Raw genomic sequence first — 18,946 nt, 5'->3', positions numbered from 1 at the left:
GTATGGCATCTAAAGTTATACATGCATTATATACAGATGATGATGTCCTAATGGACGCTGTAAAGCAGGTACGAGCGGAGCATTATCATATAGAAGAGGTTTATACACCTTTTCCTGTTCACGGTCTTGATAAAGCAATGGGATTAGCTCCAACAAGGTTAGCTATCACAGCATTTATGTACGGATGTGTTGGACTTACCGTAGCAATTACTATGATGAATTACATCATGATTGAAGATTGGCCTCAGAATATTGGTGGGAAACCAAGTTTTAGCTATATCGAAAATATGCCGGCTTTTGTTCCAATTATGTTTGAACTTACAGTGTTTTTTGCAGCCCATTTAATGGTAATTACTTTTTATATGAGAAGTAAACTATGGCCTTTTAAAGAAGCAGAAAACCCTGACGTTAGAACTACCGATGATCATTTCTTGATGGAATTAGACGCAGCGCATCACGATGTAGATACCATGACAAGTTTCTTAAGTAATACAGGTGCGGTAGAGATTAAAGTAATAGATAAGCAAGAAGATAACCATTAGTAATAATGAAGAATAGTATAAATATAATAGTAGTTGCAATAATGATGATAAGTATTGTTTCTTGTAAAAAAGATACAAAACCTAATTATCAATATATGCCTAATATGTATGCACCGGTAGGTTATGAAACTTATGGTGAATACGGAATTTTTCCAGGAGGTCAGGAAGCAATGCTGCCTGTAGAAGGTTCTATTCCTAGAGGATGGATGCCTTACGATTATAAAAATTCTACTGAAGGTTATCAATTAGCAAAAGATTCTTTAAAGAATACAATACGCTACACTAAGGAAAATGAAGAAGCAGGAAAGGCTTTGTATGATATTTATTGCGCTATTTGTCACGGTGGCAAAGGGGATGGTAAGGGTACATTAGTACAGAGAGAAAAGATTTTAGGTGTTCCAAGTTATGATGATGCCGGTAGAGCAATTACAGAAGGTAGTATTTATCACGTAATGTACTACGGTATTAATTCAATGGGGTCTTATGCTTCTCAAACAAGCGAACAAGAACGTTGGCAGATTGTGCAGTATGTACAAAAATTGAAGGCAGATTTAGAAGGAAAAACTGCCCGTATTGATTCTGATAAAGTAGTAGCAAAAGTAGAGGATATTCCTCACCAAGCAACAGAAGAAAATCATGATAACGCACATTAGTGCATTAGTAAAAGTTAAGAATAACGATATTATATAAATATGTATACGCTATCAAGTAAATTAAGATTATTTTCTATCATCCTCGTGATTATAGGTGCTTTAGGGCTTACTTATGGTTTTCTATCTGCTCCTAAGACTATCGAAGATGTAAAAGAGATGGCAGCACACGATGCTCACGGAGGAGGACATGGAGATGCAAAAGCAACAAGTGGAGATCATGGAAGTGAAAGTCACGGTAAAGAAGATGCACATGGTGGGGACTCCCATTATGAGCACACTTTACATCAATTACAAAATAAGCCTTGGGCAGCATTATACGTAGCAGCATTTTTCTTTTTTATGATTGCATTAGGTGTATTGGCGTTTTATGCAATTCAGTTTGCTTCGCAAGCAGGATGGTCTCCGGTTTTATTTAGGGTGATGGAGGCTATTACAGCGTATTTAGTTCCTGGAGGAATCATACTTTTTGTAATACTTGCCTTATCAGGCTTTCATGTAAATCACCTTTTTGTATGGGCTGATGAAACAAAAGTTGTCGGTGATAAGTTATTAGAAGGAAAAGCTAGCTGGTTAAATGGTGGTTGGTTCATTTTTAGAGCAGCGTTTTTCTTAGGAGGATGGATGTTATATAGACACTTCGCTGTAAAGTATTCCAGAAAACAAGATGAAGATTCAACTGGTAATAAGTGGTATAAAAAGAGTTTCAAAATAGCAGCAGGATTCTTAGTATTTTTTATATACACAGAATCTATGGCTTCTTGGGACTGGATTATGAGTTTTGATCCACACTGGTTCAGTACCTTATTTGGATGGTATGTTTTTGCAAGTTTATTTGTTTCAGGTATTACAACTATTGCACTAATAACAATATATTTAAAATCAAAAGGATATATGGATTTCGTAAATAATAGTCATATTCATGATTTAGCGAAGTTTATGTTTGGTGTGAGTATATTTTGGACGTACCTATGGTTCTCTCAGTTTATGTTAATCTGGTATTCTAATATTCCTGAAGAAGTAACTTATTTTATTACACGTATAGAGGATTATAAGCTACCTTTCTTTGGGATGGTAGTAATGAATTTTATCTTCCCACTATTGGTATTAATGAATAGTGATTACAAACGTATCAACTGGTTCGTTGTGATGGCTGGTGTTATTATCTTATGTGGACATTATGTGGATATATTTAATATGGTAATGCCTGCAACGGTAGGAGAGTCCTGGTTTATAGGTGTTACTGAAATTAGTGCTGTATTACTATTCTTAGGTTTATTCTTATTTGTAGTGTTTAAAGCACTTACTAAAGCACCATTATTAGCAAAGGGTAATCCTTACATAGAAGAAAGTAAACACTTTCATTATTAAAAATTAGATCGTAAAAAAGAAGATAGATAAAAAATGACTGTATTCTTAACCATAGTAGTTATAGCGCTTATTGGAATCTCCTTATGGCAGATGTCAAAAATATTGAAGTTGTCTCAAGTTAAAGATTTTGATAATTCTCAGGTAGCTAACGACAAGGACAATAACTTACAAGGTAAGTTAATGCTTGCTTTTGTAATATTCATGTACCTTTTAACTATATATTGCTTCGTGCAATATCATACATTTTTCCTTCCTGAATCGGCTTCAGAACACGGTATTGAGTACGATAGATTGATGATTATATCAATGATCTTAATATTCATTGTACAATTCATTACGCAAGGATTATTACATTTCTTTTCATATAAGTATAGAGGGAATAAAAACAATAAAGCATTGTTTTTTGCAGATAATGATAAATTAGAGTTTATCTGGACTATTATTCCAGTTATTGTTTTAGCTGGATTAATTATATACGGATTATTTACCTGGACAGATATCATGAATATCGATGAAGAAGAAGGAGATCCTCTAATAATTGAATTATACGCATACCAATTTGATTGGAGAGCGAGATATTCTGGAGCGGACAATGTATTAGGAAAAGCAAATGTTCGTTTTATAGAAGGTGTAAATACGCTAGGATTGGATGGATCTGATTCTTATGGAATGGACGATAAAATTGTAAATGAATTGCATTTACCAGTAAATAGAAAGGTAATCTTTAAAATGCGATCACAAGATGTATTACATTCTGCATACATGCCGTTTTTTAGAGCTCAAATGAATGTAGTGCCAGGAATGATTACTGAGTTTTCTTATACGCCAATAATGACTTCTGAAGAAATGAAGAGTAGTGAGTTTATGGTAGAAAAAGTAGCTACAATCAACAAGATCCGAAAAGAAAAAAGTAAGCAATTAGTTGCAGCTGGCGATGAGGCCTTAGAAACTTATGAATTTGAGTACTATTTGTTATGTAACAAGATTTGTGGTGCTTCGCATTATAATATGCAAATGAAAATTGTAGTAGAGTCTGAGGAGGATTATAATGAATGGTTGAAAACGCAGCAGACGTTTAAGGAGCAACTATCAGCACAAGCAAGTAACTAGGAAGAAAAAGAAAAATTAATATATTTTATTAAAAGAATAACTGTATGTCAGCAATAGCACACGTAGATGGTCACGAAGAAGATCACGATCACGGACATCATCATAAAGAGACATTTATAACTAAATATATTTTTAGTCAGGATCACAAAATGATCTCCAAGCAGTATTTGATTACTGGTTTGATTATGGGAATTATTGGTATTGCAATGTCTTTATTGTTTAGAATGCAATTAGCATGGCCTGATCATAAATTTACGATTTTTGAAGTATTATTAGGCAAGTTTGGAGAAGATGGTGTAATGGATCCTAGCATGTATCTAGCATTGGTTACAATACACGGTACTATTATGGTATTCTTCGTATTAACAGCTGGTTTAAGTGGTACATTCAGTAACCTTCTAATTCCATTGCAGATTGGAGCTAGAGATATGGCTTCTGGTTTCTTGAATATGATTTCATATTGGTTGTTCTTCTTAAGTAGTGTAATTATGATAATGTCTCTATTTGCAGAGGCAGGACCTGCATCGGCTGGTTGGACAATCTATCCTCCATTAAGTGCGTTACCACAGGCTATTGGTGGGTCTGGTACAGGAATGACATTGTGGTTAGTGTCTATGGCAATATTTATTGCTTCTTCGTTATTAGGATCACTAAACTATGTCGTAACGGTTATTAATTTACGTACTAAAGGAATGTCGATGACTCGTATGCCATTAACTATTTGGGCATTTTTTGTAACTGCTATTATTGGTATTGTATCGTTCCCGGTATTATTATCAGCAGCACTATTACTTATTATGGATAGAGGTTTCGGAACTTCATTCTATTTAAGTGATATTTATATTGCGGGAGAGGTATTACATAACCAAGGAGGGTCACCAGTACTTTTTGAACATTTATTCTGGTTCTTAGGACATCCGGAAGTATATATTGTATTGTTACCTGCACTAGGTATTACCTCAGAAATTATAGCAACAAATGCACGTAAACCAATATTTGGATATAGAGCTATGGTTGCTTCCATTTTAGCAATTGCGTTTTTATCTACGATTGTTTGGGGTCACCATATGTTTATCTCTGGAATGAATCCATTCTTAGGATCAGTATTTACATTTACAACGTTATTAATTGCGATACCATCTGCGGTAAAAGCATTTAATTATATTACCACGCTATGGAAAGGTAATCTCCAGCTAAATCCTGCGATGTTATTTTCTATAGGTTTAGTATCTACATTTATTACCGGAGGTCTTACAGGAATTATTCTTGGAGATAGTACGTTGGATATCAATGTTCACGATACGTACTTCGTAGTAGCACATTTTCACTTAGTAATGGGTATCTCTGCCTTATATGGGTTATTCGCAGGAGTCTATCACTGGTTTCCTAAGATGTATGGAAAAATGATGAATAAGAATCTTGGATATGTTCATTTTTGGGTAACAGCAATAGGTGCTTATGGAGTATTCTTCCCTATGCATTTTATTGGTATGGCCGGTTTACCGCGACGTTATTATACAAACAGTAATTTCCCTTATTTTGATGATTTAGCAGATACGAATATATTGATAACTGTTTTTGCTTTGATTACAGCAGCAGCTCAGTTGGTATTCTTATATAACTTTATAAGCTCTATTTTCTATGGAAAAAAGGCTGTACAGAACCCTTGGAAATCAAATACTATGGAATGGACTACTCCTGTAGAGCATTTGCATGGTAACTGGCCTGGGGCAATTCCACACGTATATAGATGGCCTTATGACTATAGTAAAACAAATGAAGACGGAGAATATGTTATTGCCGGACAGGATTACGTTTCTCAGATCACTCCATTACAAGATGGAGAAGAAGAAATGCATCATTAAGAGAGCATTCATATAAAAAATTTCTAAAGCCTTTTCATTTTTTGTGAAAAGGCTTTTTTGTGAATAAAAATTAATAAAATAGATAGAGAACACTAAAGTGAATTTTTTTATTACTTAAGTTTTTTTTAAATCAATTAAACCTTTGCTGATATGTATAGAATAACGGTCTTATTGTTATTTGCTTCTTTTTTTAGTTATGCTCAAATAGATTATAAAAGTCTTGTGAAAAATCTCGAAGAAATAACAATAGAAACTAATTTAAATGAATATTTTGATGGGTTACCAAGTGAAAATAGATATGATGATCTTGTGCTTAATGATGAACGTTTTTTACGATTTTATACTATTATTATTGATAAGGTAAGTTTTTCAAGTGGATGGAGAGGAAGAACCATGACAATGAAGTTTTTTGATGAACCAAAGGATTATGAAAGTATTAAAGGGATACTTTCTGAAAAGTATGGAGAACCAGAAATAGATCAAAGAGATAATTCAATTAACTATGAATGGAAGGTGGATGAAAAAGAACTGTCTTTAAGTGTCAATACAGAAGATGGAGTATTTAAAAGTTTTGATTCTCTAGATGTAATATTTAACGCTAAATAATACTTATTCAAAATATGAAAACTATATACTCATTAATTATAGTATTAATAGTTCTTTTGTTTAGTTCTTGTACTAATAACAAAGAGTTGTTACTTAAATATGACTTTTCTAAAGCTAATTCACAATCAGAAATGGATTCGCTATTGGTTAAAATAGGAAAAGAAAATAAAGATTTCGATCTAGACACGGTTTCCTTCTTTAGGCTTAATGAAATTGAGATCGATGGAATGCATTATGATGGTGTTCCTGTTAAAAAAGCCTTGTTATCGGATAGTTATACTTTTCTAACAACGGATACTATTAATTATTATGGTAAAAAACTATTAGAAGTAATTGAGGCTAAAAAAGGATTGATAAATTCTGAAAACACGTATAATGATGATATTCAATTCATTTGGAAAGCAGAAAGAGAAGATTTAGATTTTAAATTAAATCTAGTTAATGGAAAGCATCTTGCTGCTATCGGTGATAAGGATTTTGGAGAATTAAAGATAACATTTAAACCAATTTACGATGTCCCTTTAGCTAATATTCATAAAAAGATTAAAGTGTATGATGTTAAGCCTACGTATGTGCTAAACATAAGGAGCTATAGTAATAAGTATACAGTCATCTTAGATGATATTGTTATAGCTGAAAATTCTAAATATACAGAACATAATCTTAATAGATATATTACGGATGGAGAGTCATCCAAGTTAAAAATTATTGTGGTACCTATTGATAATTCCAAATTTGATAAAAATGGAACTTTCGCCGCTACAATTTATGATGAAACAACGAAGCAAACGATAGCAGATGTCCAAAGAATATCGATTGCTGGAAAATCTTCTGTTGAATTCACGTTAGATTTCACACCTAAGTTGCCTTGGTATCCAAAAGCTTGGAATAATGGAGTAGATCTCCGTAAGGATGAAAATTTAAAACAAAAAGTTAATACTTTATATAAGAGGGTAGGAGATGCGATCCTTTCAAAGGATGAAAAAGCTATCAATGATTTATTCTACCAAAAACAATTCGAAAAACAACAATTGGATCAAGATGTTGATTTTGAAGTTGCAAGAACATATTGGGAATCGCTAAAACAAATTCAGAATAATAGTTACAAATATACTATAGAGGACACTTATTCTATAGAATTTAATGCCAATGGACGATTGATTTGGACATACCCGACTAACAAAACCGACATGATTATTTTCACAGGTAAGGAGTTTAGTAAGCAAATGAATTTTTATTTATACCAGCCCGAAGGTTCTAATGAACTTAAAATAATAAGATAATGAAAAAACTATTATTTATATACATAACAGTAGTCATTTGTGGATGCTCTAATTTATCTACAAAAAAAAGTCCAGAGTTAAATGAGTTTATTACCGAATTTGATGATAAGCCAATAGAAGAGATTAAAGAAGAAGTAAATAAAAATATTAAACAATTTGAATCATTTACTAAGTTTTTTGATGGTTCTTTTGCAAATGAAATTAAGAAGATTGGTAAAGAGGATGAGCGTTATGAGTCAGAGTTCAAAATTGATACAACTGGTGTAAGTAAATCATTACTTCAGTTTGATAATGTTATATTCAGTCAGGAGTTTGAAGATTATCAGAGCTCATTAAGTTTTGGATTTAAAAATCCTGAAAAAAGAAAACCTCTAGAATTAGGACAAGGAGTATCTCAAACTTTTGTACCGAAAAAAATCTACTATCATAATAAAGAAGTGAAAACAGATAGTATCGCTAATTATGAAGTCGATTTTATTTTTAGTGATAACTGGGGAAAGGCAAAAATAATAGATAGTGTAGATGTATTGTTTAAGGTAGATTACTTAAAAGATTATGATGTTGTAGAAGTGTCTCTAGAGAATCCTGTAGTGAATTATCAAGGAGGAGAAATTAGATTAGTAAAAGCACAAGATAATTATGCCTACGTTACTCTTAGCGATACAATTGTTTCAGTAACAGAAATGCAAGCTTATAATATGGATGGTAAAATCTTAGACAATAGTGGATCTTCAAATAATGGCGTTGCTCCCGATGACTCTGAAGACATTTTTACAGAAATGCTTGATTATTTAAAACAGATCCAGAAAAAATTAAATAACGATGATTTTAAGAACACAGAAGAGTTTCAGGAGTATTTAAGAAAAAACATGAAGTCATTAGATTTTTTCCATGATAATGATGGAGTCTTTCATAAAGAATATTATTATTACGGGACAGTGAATTCTGTAAAATTATATTTTGCTAAGGAAACTGATACTCGTGAGACATTGTTTAGAGCATATAATGTAAAACCTTTTAGTAACGATGATGAATTATTTGAAATGAATACAGAAGATGGGCTTGTGTTTTTGAATAATAAAGGAGAAACTGAAATATCAATCACAGGTTTAGATCAAGGTGTTGCTAAGATTGGAGGAGATTTTTATGAAGACAACAACTATTTTTATCATTTAAATAGATCTAAAAAAAGTTTAGATACACTTTTGGTGTATGATATCATGGCTTTTGATAATGGCTTAATAGGAATACAGCCAGAACAAAAAGATGATGATATAACATTATTTAATTCGGATAATGAACTAATTAACGATAAAAAATACTGGAATGTAAGAGAAGTAGGTGCGATTCTCTTTGGTTATAGAAACGAGAAGTGGTATATCATTTCCGCTCAGGGGGAGGAGCGTTTGGTAAGTGGAGTAAGTAGAGTAGGAGATAAATTATCTGATGATAGAATATTGGTTAGTAATGATAGTAAGTATGGATTTATAAATACCAGAGGGGCTATAGTAATACCAGTCATTTATGACGATGCAAAAGATTTTGAACGAGGAATTACAGCAGTTAAACTTGGTGAAACCTATAAGCTTATCGATATACGCGGAAAAATATTGTTAGATACAGAAGAAGATGATATTAACTTTTTTGGAGAAGATGGTGATGGTAATAGAATTTATAAATTCGGATATGGAGCTAAGAGTTATAATTATAAGGGAGACCTTATAGAAAAGTAAATTTTAACTGTGATTTAGTTATTAAGAAATGATTTAACTAAAATAAGCAAGACTTATTTGTAACAGAGTCTTTTCTTTTTCTGTTATCTTTGTTAGGTATACAAAGGAAGCCTGTTATCTTCAAAAAAAGCTAATTGTAAAAATGAACGAAAACCTTAATCCGTCAAGTGATAATTTTTCTAATGAAGATCTAGATATAGAAAGAGCATTAAGGCCTTTAGCTTTTGAAGATTTTGCAGGACAGGATCAGGTGCTTGAAAACCTAAAAATTTTCGTTCAAGCAGCAAATTTGAGAGATGAGGCGCTTGATCATACGTTGTTTCATGGACCTCCAGGTTTAGGTAAAACTACACTGGCACATATTCTGGCTAATGAATTAGGGGTAGGGATTAAAGTTACTTCTGGTCCAGTATTAGATAAGCCAGGTGATTTAGCAGGGTTATTAACCAACCTTGATGATAGAGATGTATTGTTTATAGATGAAATTCATCGATTGAGTCCAATCGTAGAAGAGTATCTTTATTCGGCAATGGAGGACTACAAAATCGATATAATGATCGAAAGTGGGCCAAATGCGCGTACAGTTCAGATTAACTTGAATCCTTTTACTTTAGTTGGAGCAACAACCAGATCAGGTTTGTTAACAGCACCGATGCGAGCTCGTTTTGGTATTCAATCCAGATTACAATACTACACTACAGAGTTGTTAGCTACTATCGTAGAAAGAAGTGCACATATATTAAATGTTCCAGTTTCTATGGAAGCTGCGATTGAAATTGCAGGAAGAAGCAGAGGAACTCCAAGAATAGCGAATGCTTTACTGCGTAGGGTGCGTGATTTTGCACAGATTAAAGGGAACGGTAAAATTGATATAGAGATTTCTAAATTTGCTCTTAAAGCCCTTAATGTGGATGCACACGGTCTTGATGAAATGGATAATAAAATCTTAGCCACAATGATTGATAAGTTCAAAGGTGGTCCAGTAGGGTTAACAACCATTGCAACAGCCGTAAGTGAAAGTGCTGAAACTATTGAGGAAGTATATGAACCTTTTTTGATTCAACAAGGGTTTATAATGCGTACACCCAGAGGTAGAGAAGTAACGGAAGCAGCTTATAAACATCTAGGACGAGTAAAAGGTGGAATCCAAGGAGGATTGTTCTAACTCAGTTTAGTAAAAAAATAAAAGTATGGCAATCCCTAAAGTCTCGTTTTTTGAAGTTCTCAAAAATGCTAAAAATATTTTAAATAACCCTTTGCCTTTTCATCATAAGAATTTCGAAAAGCATGGAGATGTATTTAAAGTGAATTTAGGATTTGGAAATTCAGTTATCTTCACCAGAGATGCCGGTTTTGCCAAACATATGTTGCAAAATCAGCATAAAAAATATCATAAGTCTCCACTTCAGACAAAGGACTTAGGTAAGTACATCGGAAATGGTTTGTTAACCTCTAATGGAGATCATTGGTTAAGACAACGCAGACTTATACAACCAGCATTTTATAAAAAGAAGATAGATGTAATTGCAAAAACAATTAGAGAAACAATATGCGAAGAACTATCTAGAATAGAACCTGATGTTTCCTTTGATATTTATCCATTGATGAATGATTTGGCTTTTAAGGTAGTTGCAAAATCATTGTTCAGTTATACTGATACAGGTAATACTATGGCTAGATTGCAGCATATAACAGAAGCTGCGCAAACATCATTGATCAGAGAAATTAGGCAGCCATATAAAAGGTGGTGGTTTCATCTTAGTGGTCAAATTAAAAGCACACTTACTTTAACCCAAGAAGCTCGCGATATACTGGACAATATTATTGAAGAAAGACGCAAATCAAAAGATAATTATGATGATTTATTAGATATGTTGCTGGAATCAAGATATGAAGATGGCAGTTCTATGGATAATGAAAGATTGATAGATGAAATATTGATTTTGTTTGTTGCAGGACATGAAACCACTTCTAATGCATTGTCTTTTTGTTTAAGTTTGTTGGCATTACACCCCGAAATTCAGAATAAAGTATTTACAGAAGTTAACGAATTTGGTTCCCGAGAATTGTCATTAATGGAGCAGTTTCAGAAGAATAAATATACTGCACAGTGTATTGAAGAAGCAATGCGTCTATATCCGCCTGCGTATTTTTCTGATCGTGTGAACATAGAAAGCGACGAATACGAGGATATCAAATTACCAAAAGGAACAACTGTTCTTATCTCGTTTTTTGAAATACACAGATATAAGAATTTCTGGAAAAATCCTACCATGTTTGACCCTGATCGATTTCATTCTGATAATAAAAAAGAATATTCTGATTGGTATTTTCCTTTTGGAGCTGGTCCGAGAATGTGTGTAGGTAGTAATTTTGCGATGTATGAAATGATTTATACACTTAGCGAACTAGTTAGAAAATATAAAATTTCGACATCTATATCCGAAATAGAGATCAAACCTCTAATTACATTAAAGCCTGTAAATGCGATATTAAAATTCGAAAAAAGATAAGACACGTGGGTAATATAGCTACACATACCCAGCTAATAAAGACCGAGGCAAAACGTTTAGGTTTTCTATCCTGTGGCGTTAGTAAGGCGGAATTTTTGGAACAGGAAGCTCCTCGTCTAGAAAATTGGTTAAACCAGAATATGCACGGACAAATGTCTTACATGGAAAACCATTTTGACAAACGTCTTGACCCAACCAAGCTGGTTGAAGGTTCTAAAAGTGTGATATCATTATTACTCAATTATTTCCCTTCAGAAACTCAAAAGGATCCAGATGCTCCTAAAATTTCTAAATATGCATACGGTCAGGATTATCATCACGTAATTAAATCAAAACTTAGACAACTTCAGGAATTTATTTCAGAACAGATAGGAGAAGTACATGGGAGAGCTTTTGTAGATTCGGCTCCAGTGTTGGACAAAGCTTGGGCAGCAAAAAGTGGATTAGGATGGATTGGTAAAAATAGCAATCTGCTAACTCAAAAAGTTGGGTCTTATTATTTTATCGCAGAGTTGATTGTGGATTTGGATTTGGAATATGACACTCCTGTGACGGACCATTGTGGAACCTGTACGGCTTGTATTGATGCCTGTCCTACGCAAGCAATTGTAGATCCATATGTAGTAGATGGCAGCAAATGTATTTCTTATTTCACCATTGAATTAAAAGAGGAAATTCCTTCTGATTATAGAGGGAAGTTTGATGACTGGATGTTTGGTTGTGATGTGTGTCAGGATGTATGTCCATGGAATCGTTTTTCTAAATCGCACAATGAACCTCTTTTTAATCCTAAGCCAGAATTATTAGAAATGACTAAAAAAGATTGGGAAGAAATTACCCAAGAAGTGTTTTCTAAAGTATTTCAAAAATCAGCAGTGAAAAGAACTAAATTTTCTGGATTAAGTCGGAATATTGACTTTTTGAAATAAAAACTTTTATTATTTGACGATTCGATAATACAAACGGTTGTATATATCGTTTTAACTGTTTTTGATGCGATAATGTTAATAATTTTAAGAGAAACTTGTATCTTCATCAGGTTTTTAGCTAAAAAATTAAGCAATTTTAACTCATGTTGCTTTTGGATCTAGGATTTCTTAGAAGCTAAAATTATAAAAAGCATTAAATATTTCACACATGAATGAATTATCTTATATCGACATTACTGTAATTGTAGTGTATTTAGTTGGTATTATTATCTATGGAATTTCTAAATCAAAACGAAGCAGTTCAGAAGATTATTTTTTGGGTGGAAGAACAATGACCTGGCCGATTGTTGGGATTGCACTGTTTTCTGCGAATATATCTAGTTCTACTTTAGTGGGTTTGGCTTCAGATGCGTATCAAACGAATATTAATGTATATAACTATGAGTGGTATGCTGTGGTAGTATTGATCTTTTTTGCAATTTTCTTCCTTCCGTTTTATTTAAGATCAGGAGTATATACAATGCCAGAGTTTTTGGAGAGAAGATATGATAAGCGGACGCGGTATTATTTTTCTTTTATTACGGTTGTAGGTAACGTAATGGTAGATACTGCTGCAGGATTGTATGTTGGTAGTATTGTGCTAAAATTGTTATTTCCTGATACGTCATCAACTATTATTATTATTGGATTAGCAATCGCTGCTGCCGCATATACAATTCCCGGAGGGTTAAACTCTGTAATCCAAACAGAAGTGATACAAGCAGTTTTACTAATAATAGGATCTTGTTTATTAACTTATTTTGCGTTTGATAAGCTCGGAGGAGGATGGTCGGCTATGATGAATAAGTTAGATATAATGTTAGCCGCAGGAGAAGTGAATTTTGGAGATCGTATGGCTGAAGGGAAATATATGCCTACAAATGCCGATGAAGTATTTAGTCTCGTTAGACCAGATAATGATGAATTTATGCCTTGGTGGGGATTACTCACGGGAGTACCACTTCTTGGGTTTTACTTTTGGGCTAATAATCAATTTATGGTACAACGAGTACTGGGAGCAAAAGATTTAAATCATGGACGTTGGGGAGCTTTGTTTGCTGGGTTTTTAAAGTTACCAGTTATTTTTATTATGATTGTTCCTGGGGTACTGGCACTTTTACTATTCAGTACATTGGATATTTCGGGATTAAATTACCCGTTACCGGATGGGACGATGTGTCAGAATCTTTCAGATTGTCCTAATTTAACTTATCCAGTTTTATTGTTTCAATTGTTACCAGTTGGGGTGTTAGGATTGGTAGTAGCAGGGTTGATGGCGGCAATGATGTCGTCCGTTTCTGCAACATTTAACTCCGCTTCTACACTAATTACAATGGATTTTGTGAAACAGTTAAGGCCTGATATGACAAGTAAACAATTGGTTCGTGTTGGCCAAATTGCAACATTGATTTTGGTAGTTCTAGCATCCTTATGGGTGCCGGTGATAGAAAAAGTAAGTGATTCTCTTTGGGGATACTTGCAATTGGTAATTGCGTTCACCTGCCCCCCGGTTGTTGCAGCATTTTTATTAGGTATGTTTTGGAAAAGAGCAAATGGTAACGGTGCTTTTATAAGTTTATTGATAGGAGGCGCCTGTGCTTTGTTTATGATTTTATCTCTTAAATATGAAATTATTGCAGAGCTCAATGAGCTTCATTTTTTAGCTAAAGCTAATGTGCTTTTCGTGATAAGTTTGATCGTGCATGTTGTTGTAAGTTTATCTACAAAACCTCAATCAGAACAACAAATTTTGGAATATACCTATAAAAAGGAAATGTTTACAGAAGAGTCTAACGAGCTTGCAGGATTGCCTTGGTATAAAAATTATAGAATTTTATCTGTAATATTGTTAATAGTTACTGCGCTACTGGTTGGCTTTTTCTGGTAATTAAATAATTAAATATGCGAAATTTTAAGTTTGAATATTTCACGATCCTTTTATCCGCCTTATTGGTTATCAATTGTAAAAATGAGAAGAAGATAACATATTTAGGTCACCAAGAAACGTTGGATAGGTTGATCCAACAGGAAGATACGGATGGAGATAAAAAAATTACAGTAGATGATAAAGGACCAAAGCAATTTGAGTTTATTGAGGCTAATGGAAAAGCGAATCAAATAAAAGGAACATATCAGTTGTCTAATTTGCTTCAGGAATTGGCAATTGCCGAAAAAGAGGATACGATTTCTTTAGATAGAATTGCTGAATCTCCAAGTAATCGTATTTCAAGATTAATAAAAACTAGATACTGGGATAATCTCACAAGATCGGTTGATAAAGCAGGGTTAGCAAAAGTGTTAGAAGACACTAAATCCGAGACAGATACTTTTAGATTGTATGTGCCTTATAAAGATCGAGAAGCTATTGTGTATTTCGAATCTATAAAATCAGAAATTCCTAAGCTTAAAGTGATAACACTGCCGGAAGATATTACACCAGAATATGTGAAGACACTTAATGAAATTCCAGGTATTTTAAATTTAGCCCACACTACGGATAATAAAGGACAGTATCAAGCCAAACCATTTGTAGTTCCTGGAGGAAGGTTTAACGAGATGTATGGTTGGGATAGTTATTTCGAATCTGTAGGATTGTTAATTGATGGACGAGCTGACCTTGCTATGTCTATGGCAGATAATTTTGGGTATCAAATCGAACATTATGGGAAGATTTTGAACGCTAATAGAAGTTATTATCTCACCAGAACACAACCACCTTTTTTTAGTTCTTTGCTGAAAGAAATATATCAACAGAATTCTCAAGTTTCTAAAGATTGGATAGCAGCTAATCTAAGAATGGTGATTAAAGAATATGAAACAGTATGGATGGAACAAGGAGTGCGTCTAACAAATACTGGATTAAGTCGTTTTTATGGAGAAGGGATTGGTATTCCGCCTGAAACCGAACAGGGTCATTTTGATTTTATTTTGAATAAATATGCAAAAAACCATAGCAGTAGTCTAAAGGAGTTCTCAGAAAAGTATAATACTGGCGAAATAAAGGATCCGGAACTTGATTTGTATTTTACCCATGATCGATCTATGAGAGAAAGTGGTCACGATACATCCAATAGATTGGATGATGTTTGTGTAAATCTAAATACTGTCGGGATAAATAGTCTATTATATAAATATGAACAGGATATCGCCTATTTGATTAGAGAGGTTTTTGAGGATAAATTCGAAGTAGGTACTAAAGAATATACTTCTTCTTTTTGGCTAGCTAAAGCAGAAGAGAGGAAAAAACGGATGAATGATTTGATGTGGGATACAGAAAAAGAAGTTTTCTATGATTATAATTTTGTAACCAAGAAAAAACAAAAAATAGAATCTGCAACCAATTACTATCCACTTTGGGCAGGATTAAGTACTAAAGAACAGGCTGCATCTTTGGTAAAAAGTTTGTTCGATAATTTAGTTCAGAAAGGCGGTATTGCTGCGACTACTGATATTGTTAATCAAGAAGATCCTAATGCGCCACAACGCCAATGGGATTATCCAAACGGTTGGGCGCCACACCAAATGATGATTTGGAGAGGTCTTATTGATTATGGATATGAAGAAGAAGCAAAAGAACTTGTATATCGCTGGTTATGGATGATAACAAAAAATGCAGTTAATTATAATGGAACTATTCCTGAGAAATATGATGTTGTAAAATGCACACATAAGGTTTATGCTGAGTATGGGAATGTAGGTACAGAGTTTGATTATATCACGCCAAGTGGATTTGGATGGATGAATGCATCGTATCAGTTGGGATTAAGTTTTTTAGATGAAAAGTTGAAATCTCAATTAGATAAACTTGTAGACCCTGATAATATCTTCAGTAAAAAGACTGATTAGGTGTTGAATTCATAATATAATTCACAAAAAGACAGATAGTTTTCTGAAGTTTTAATTTTTTTGAAGATTACTGTGTTTTGCCTTTTGCATCTCGCACAGACTTGTACCTTTGTATAGCACACAATTTTTATTGATTTAGTATGAGTATCGAAAGTAAACGAAGAGAAGCATTAATTTATCACGCAAAACCTACTCCTGGTAAAATCAAAGTAGTACCCACAAAGAAATATGCAACACAAAGAGATTTGTCATTGGCATATTCTCCTGGAGTAGCTGAACCCTGTTTAGAAATAGAAAAAGATACAGCAAATGTTTATAAGTATACCGCAAAAGGGAACTTGGTAGCTGTAATATCAAACGGTACGGCAGTTTTGGGGTTAGGAGATATTGGTCCTGAGGCATCAAAACCTGTGATGGAAGGGAAAGGATTATTGTTTAAAATTTTTGCAGATATTGATGTATTTGATATTGAGGTGGACACAAAAGATGTGGATGCATTTATAGAAACAGTAAAGAATATTGCACCAACTTTTGGAGGAATTAATCTAGAAGATATAAAAGCTCCTGAAGCATTCGAAATAGAAAGGCGCCTTAAAGAAGAGTTAGATATTCCTGTTATGCACGATGATCAACATGGAACAGCTATTATCTCCGCAGCTGCACTGTTAAATGCTCTAGAAATTGCAGAAAAAGATATCGCCAAAGTAAAGATAGTTGTTAGTGGAGCTGGAGCAGCAGCGGTTTCTTGCACGCGCCTCTATAAAGCCTTTGGGGCAAAAGCAGAAAATATAGTAATGACCGATAGTAAAGGTGTGATCCGTAAGGACAGAGATAACCTTACTCCGGAAAAAGCTGAATTTGCAAGTGATAGGGATCTTGATACTCTTGAAGATGCAATGAAAAATGCAGATGTTTTTATTGGGTTATCCATGGCTAATCTAGTAGAGCCCGAAATGTTATTGACAATGGCAGATAATCCTATTGTATTCGCTATGGCAAATCCTGATCCTGAAATCAGATATGATCTAGCGGTGCAAACGCGAAAGGATATTATTATGGCTACGGGTCGAAGTGATCATCCTAATCAGGTTAATAATGTACTTGGTTTTCCATTTATTTTTAGAGGTGCGCTTGATGTTAGAGCAACAGCTATTAATGAAGAGATGAAAATGGCCGCTGTTAAAGCCTTGGCGGATTTAGCTAAAGAACCAGTTCCTGAGCAAGTAAATATTGCATACGGAGAAACGCGACTTAATTTTGGGAAAGACTATATTATACCAAAACCTTTTGATCCAAGATTAATTGCAAAAGTACCTCCAGCAGTTGCTAAAGCGGCTATAGAAAGTGGAGTTGCCACAGAGCCAATAGAAGATTGGGATAAATATGAGAGTGAGCTATTAGAGCGGATGGGTAATGATAATAAGTTAGTAAGATTGTTAATTGATCGAGCTAAGTTAAGTCCTAAACGAGTAGTTTTTGCAGAAGGAGATCATCTGGATGTTTTAAAAGCGGCACAAACAGTAAAAGAAGAAGGAATTGCTTTTCCTATATTATTAGGGCGAAAAGATATTATTACAGAGTTGATGAAGGAGATCGATTTTGATCCTGCTGGGATTACTATTATTGACCCTAAGACAGATGAGGAAATTGATAGGAAAAATAGATATGCTCAGAAGTATTGGCAAGATAATAGTAGAAAAGGAATAACACTTTATGGGGCACAACGATTGATGCGTGAGCGTAATTATTTTGCCGCTATGATGGTTAACGAGGGGGATGCAGATGCATTGTTGTCCGGGTATTCTCGAAGCTACCCTACGGTGTTAAAACCAATGTTAGAGCTTATAGGATTGGCAAAAGGAGCTACCAGAATTGCTACAATGAATGTAATGATGACCAATAAAGGCCCTCTTTTTATTAGCGATACTTCTATTAATATTGATCCTACATCTAAAGAGTTAGCTAAGATAGCTCAAATGACAGCAAGAACAGTAGAGATGTTTGGAGTTGATCCTGTAATAGCAATGATATCTTATGCTAATTTTGGATCATCAAAGCATCCAAATGCTTCTAAAGTAAAAGATGCAGTTTCATATTTACATCGTTATTATCCTGATCTGGTTGTAGATGGAGAATTGCAGATGGACTTTGCTTTAAATAGAGATATGCGGAAAGATAAATTCCCGTTTTCAAAACTTAATGGGCGTAAGGTGAATACGTTAGTTTTTCCTAATTTGGATTCTGCTAATAGTACATATAAAATGCTAAAAGAGTTAAATAATTCAGAATCTATAGGTCCCATAATGATGGGGATGAAAAAGCCTGTTCATATTCTCCAATTAGGTGCTAGCGTTGAAGAAATGGTGAATGTTGCTGCAGTGGCGGTGATAGATGCTCAGGAAAAAGAAAAAAGAGAGAAAGAGATGTTTTCTTTAATTTCTGGTGACGTGCAGTAATTA

The 18,946-nt window shown here is 33.9% G+C and carries 14 protein-coding genes; all 14 read left to right on the top strand.

The features are described 5' to 3' along the window. Positions 1 to 2: 2 nt before the first annotated feature. The 14 genes from Q0921_RS09080 (at position 3) to Q0921_RS09015 (ending at position 18,943) form a co-directional block, all read left to right on the top strand. Complete coding sequence (locus Q0921_RS09080) at positions 3 to 542, top strand: DUF3341 domain-containing protein (protein ID WP_299256000.1); 540 nt, start codon at positions 3 to 5, stop codon at positions 540 to 542. Positions 543 to 547: 5 nt separating this feature from the next. Beyond that, positions 548 to 1,195, top strand: a complete 648-nt coding sequence (locus tag Q0921_RS09075) for a cytochrome c (RefSeq protein ID WP_299255999.1) — start codon at positions 548 to 550, stop codon at positions 1,193 to 1,195. A 39-nt stretch (positions 1,196 to 1,234) separates the two neighbouring features. After that, complete coding sequence (locus Q0921_RS09070; RefSeq protein WP_299255998.1) at positions 1,235 to 2,563, top strand: quinol:cytochrome C oxidoreductase; 1,329 nt, start codon at positions 1,235 to 1,237, stop codon at positions 2,561 to 2,563. Between the two features lie 33 nt (positions 2,564 to 2,596). Then, positions 2,597 to 3,673 carry a cytochrome c oxidase subunit II gene (locus Q0921_RS09065; RefSeq protein WP_299255997.1) on the top strand — a complete coding sequence of 359 codons (1,077 nt, stop codon included), beginning with the start codon at positions 2,597 to 2,599 and terminating at the stop codon, positions 3,671 to 3,673. 44 nt (positions 3,674 to 3,717) lie between these two features. Continuing rightward, complete coding sequence (locus Q0921_RS09060; RefSeq protein ID WP_299255996.1) at positions 3,718 to 5,538, top strand: cbb3-type cytochrome c oxidase subunit I; 1,821 nt, start codon at positions 3,718 to 3,720, stop codon at positions 5,536 to 5,538. A gap of 150 nt (positions 5,539 to 5,688) precedes the next feature. Then, complete coding sequence (locus tag Q0921_RS09055) at positions 5,689 to 6,144, top strand: hypothetical protein (protein ID WP_299255995.1); 456 nt, start codon at positions 5,689 to 5,691, stop codon at positions 6,142 to 6,144. A 14-nt stretch (positions 6,145 to 6,158) separates the two neighbouring features. After that, complete coding sequence (locus tag Q0921_RS09050; RefSeq protein WP_299255994.1) at positions 6,159 to 7,427, top strand: hypothetical protein; 1,269 nt, start codon at positions 6,159 to 6,161, stop codon at positions 7,425 to 7,427. After that, the gene (locus tag Q0921_RS09045) at positions 7,427 to 9,160 is read left to right on the top strand and encodes a WG repeat-containing protein (RefSeq protein ID WP_299255993.1); all 1,734 of its coding nucleotides are present in this window, start codon (positions 7,427 to 7,429) and stop codon (positions 9,158 to 9,160) included. Before Q0921_RS09050 ends, Q0921_RS09045 begins: the two co-directional genes overlap by 1 nt. Before the next feature lie 142 nt (positions 9,161 to 9,302). Beyond that, positions 9,303 to 10,325, top strand: coding sequence for a Holliday junction branch migration DNA helicase RuvB (ruvB, locus tag Q0921_RS09040; RefSeq protein ID WP_299255992.1), 1,023 nt, complete (start codon positions 9,303 to 9,305; stop codon positions 10,323 to 10,325). Between the two features lie 25 nt (positions 10,326 to 10,350). Continuing rightward, positions 10,351 to 11,673: a cytochrome P450 gene (locus Q0921_RS09035; RefSeq protein WP_299255991.1), complete on the top strand. Its 1,323-nt coding sequence runs from the start codon at positions 10,351 to 10,353 to the stop codon at positions 11,671 to 11,673. A gap of 5 nt (positions 11,674 to 11,678) precedes the next feature. Further along, the gene (gene queG, locus Q0921_RS09030) at positions 11,679 to 12,602 is read left to right on the top strand and encodes a tRNA epoxyqueuosine(34) reductase QueG (RefSeq protein ID WP_299255990.1); all 924 of its coding nucleotides are present in this window, start codon (positions 11,679 to 11,681) and stop codon (positions 12,600 to 12,602) included. A 208-nt stretch (positions 12,603 to 12,810) separates the two neighbouring features. After that, entirely contained in the window at positions 12,811 to 14,529 is a 1,719-nt protein-coding gene (locus Q0921_RS09025) for a sodium:solute symporter (protein ID WP_299255989.1), read from the top strand. Between the two features lie 14 nt (positions 14,530 to 14,543). After that, complete coding sequence (locus Q0921_RS09020) at positions 14,544 to 16,487, top strand: trehalase family glycosidase (protein WP_299255988.1); 1,944 nt, start codon at positions 14,544 to 14,546, stop codon at positions 16,485 to 16,487. A gap of 140 nt (positions 16,488 to 16,627) precedes the next feature. Then, the gene (locus Q0921_RS09015) at positions 16,628 to 18,943 is read left to right on the top strand and encodes an NADP-dependent malic enzyme (protein WP_299255987.1); all 2,316 of its coding nucleotides are present in this window, start codon (positions 16,628 to 16,630) and stop codon (positions 18,941 to 18,943) included. Positions 18,944 to 18,946: the final 3 nt, after the last annotated feature.

Origin of the sequence: uncultured Aquimarina sp., from assembly GCF_947496855.1 — a bacterium.
GTDB lineage: Bacteria > Bacteroidota > Bacteroidia > Flavobacteriales > Flavobacteriaceae > Aquimarina.
Note: the sequence above shows the minus strand (reverse complement) of the source record. Positions and strands in the feature narration are given on the sequence as shown.

Coding starts and splice junctions, on each gene's coding strand:
- Q0921_RS09080 (WP_299256000.1), top strand. CDS start 3: ATGGCATCTAAAGTTATACATGCATTATATACAGATGATGATGTCCTA.
- Q0921_RS09075 (WP_299255999.1), top strand. CDS start 548: ATGAAGAATAGTATAAATATAATAGTAGTTGCAATAATGATGATAAGT.
- Q0921_RS09070 (WP_299255998.1), top strand. CDS start 1,235: ATGTATACGCTATCAAGTAAATTAAGATTATTTTCTATCATCCTCGTG.
- Q0921_RS09065 (WP_299255997.1), top strand. CDS start 2,597: ATGACTGTATTCTTAACCATAGTAGTTATAGCGCTTATTGGAATCTCC.
- Q0921_RS09060 (WP_299255996.1), top strand. CDS start 3,718: ATGTCAGCAATAGCACACGTAGATGGTCACGAAGAAGATCACGATCAC.
- Q0921_RS09055 (WP_299255995.1), top strand. CDS start 5,689: ATGTATAGAATAACGGTCTTATTGTTATTTGCTTCTTTTTTTAGTTAT.
- Q0921_RS09050 (WP_299255994.1), top strand. CDS start 6,159: ATGAAAACTATATACTCATTAATTATAGTATTAATAGTTCTTTTGTTT.
- Q0921_RS09045 (WP_299255993.1), top strand. CDS start 7,427: ATGAAAAAACTATTATTTATATACATAACAGTAGTCATTTGTGGATGC.
- ruvB (WP_299255992.1), top strand. CDS start 9,303: ATGAACGAAAACCTTAATCCGTCAAGTGATAATTTTTCTAATGAAGAT.
- Q0921_RS09035 (WP_299255991.1), top strand. CDS start 10,351: ATGGCAATCCCTAAAGTCTCGTTTTTTGAAGTTCTCAAAAATGCTAAA.
- Q0921_RS09025 (WP_299255989.1), top strand. CDS start 12,811: ATGAATGAATTATCTTATATCGACATTACTGTAATTGTAGTGTATTTA.
- Q0921_RS09020 (WP_299255988.1), top strand. CDS start 14,544: ATGCGAAATTTTAAGTTTGAATATTTCACGATCCTTTTATCCGCCTTA.
- Q0921_RS09015 (WP_299255987.1), top strand. CDS start 16,628: ATGAGTATCGAAAGTAAACGAAGAGAAGCATTAATTTATCACGCAAAA.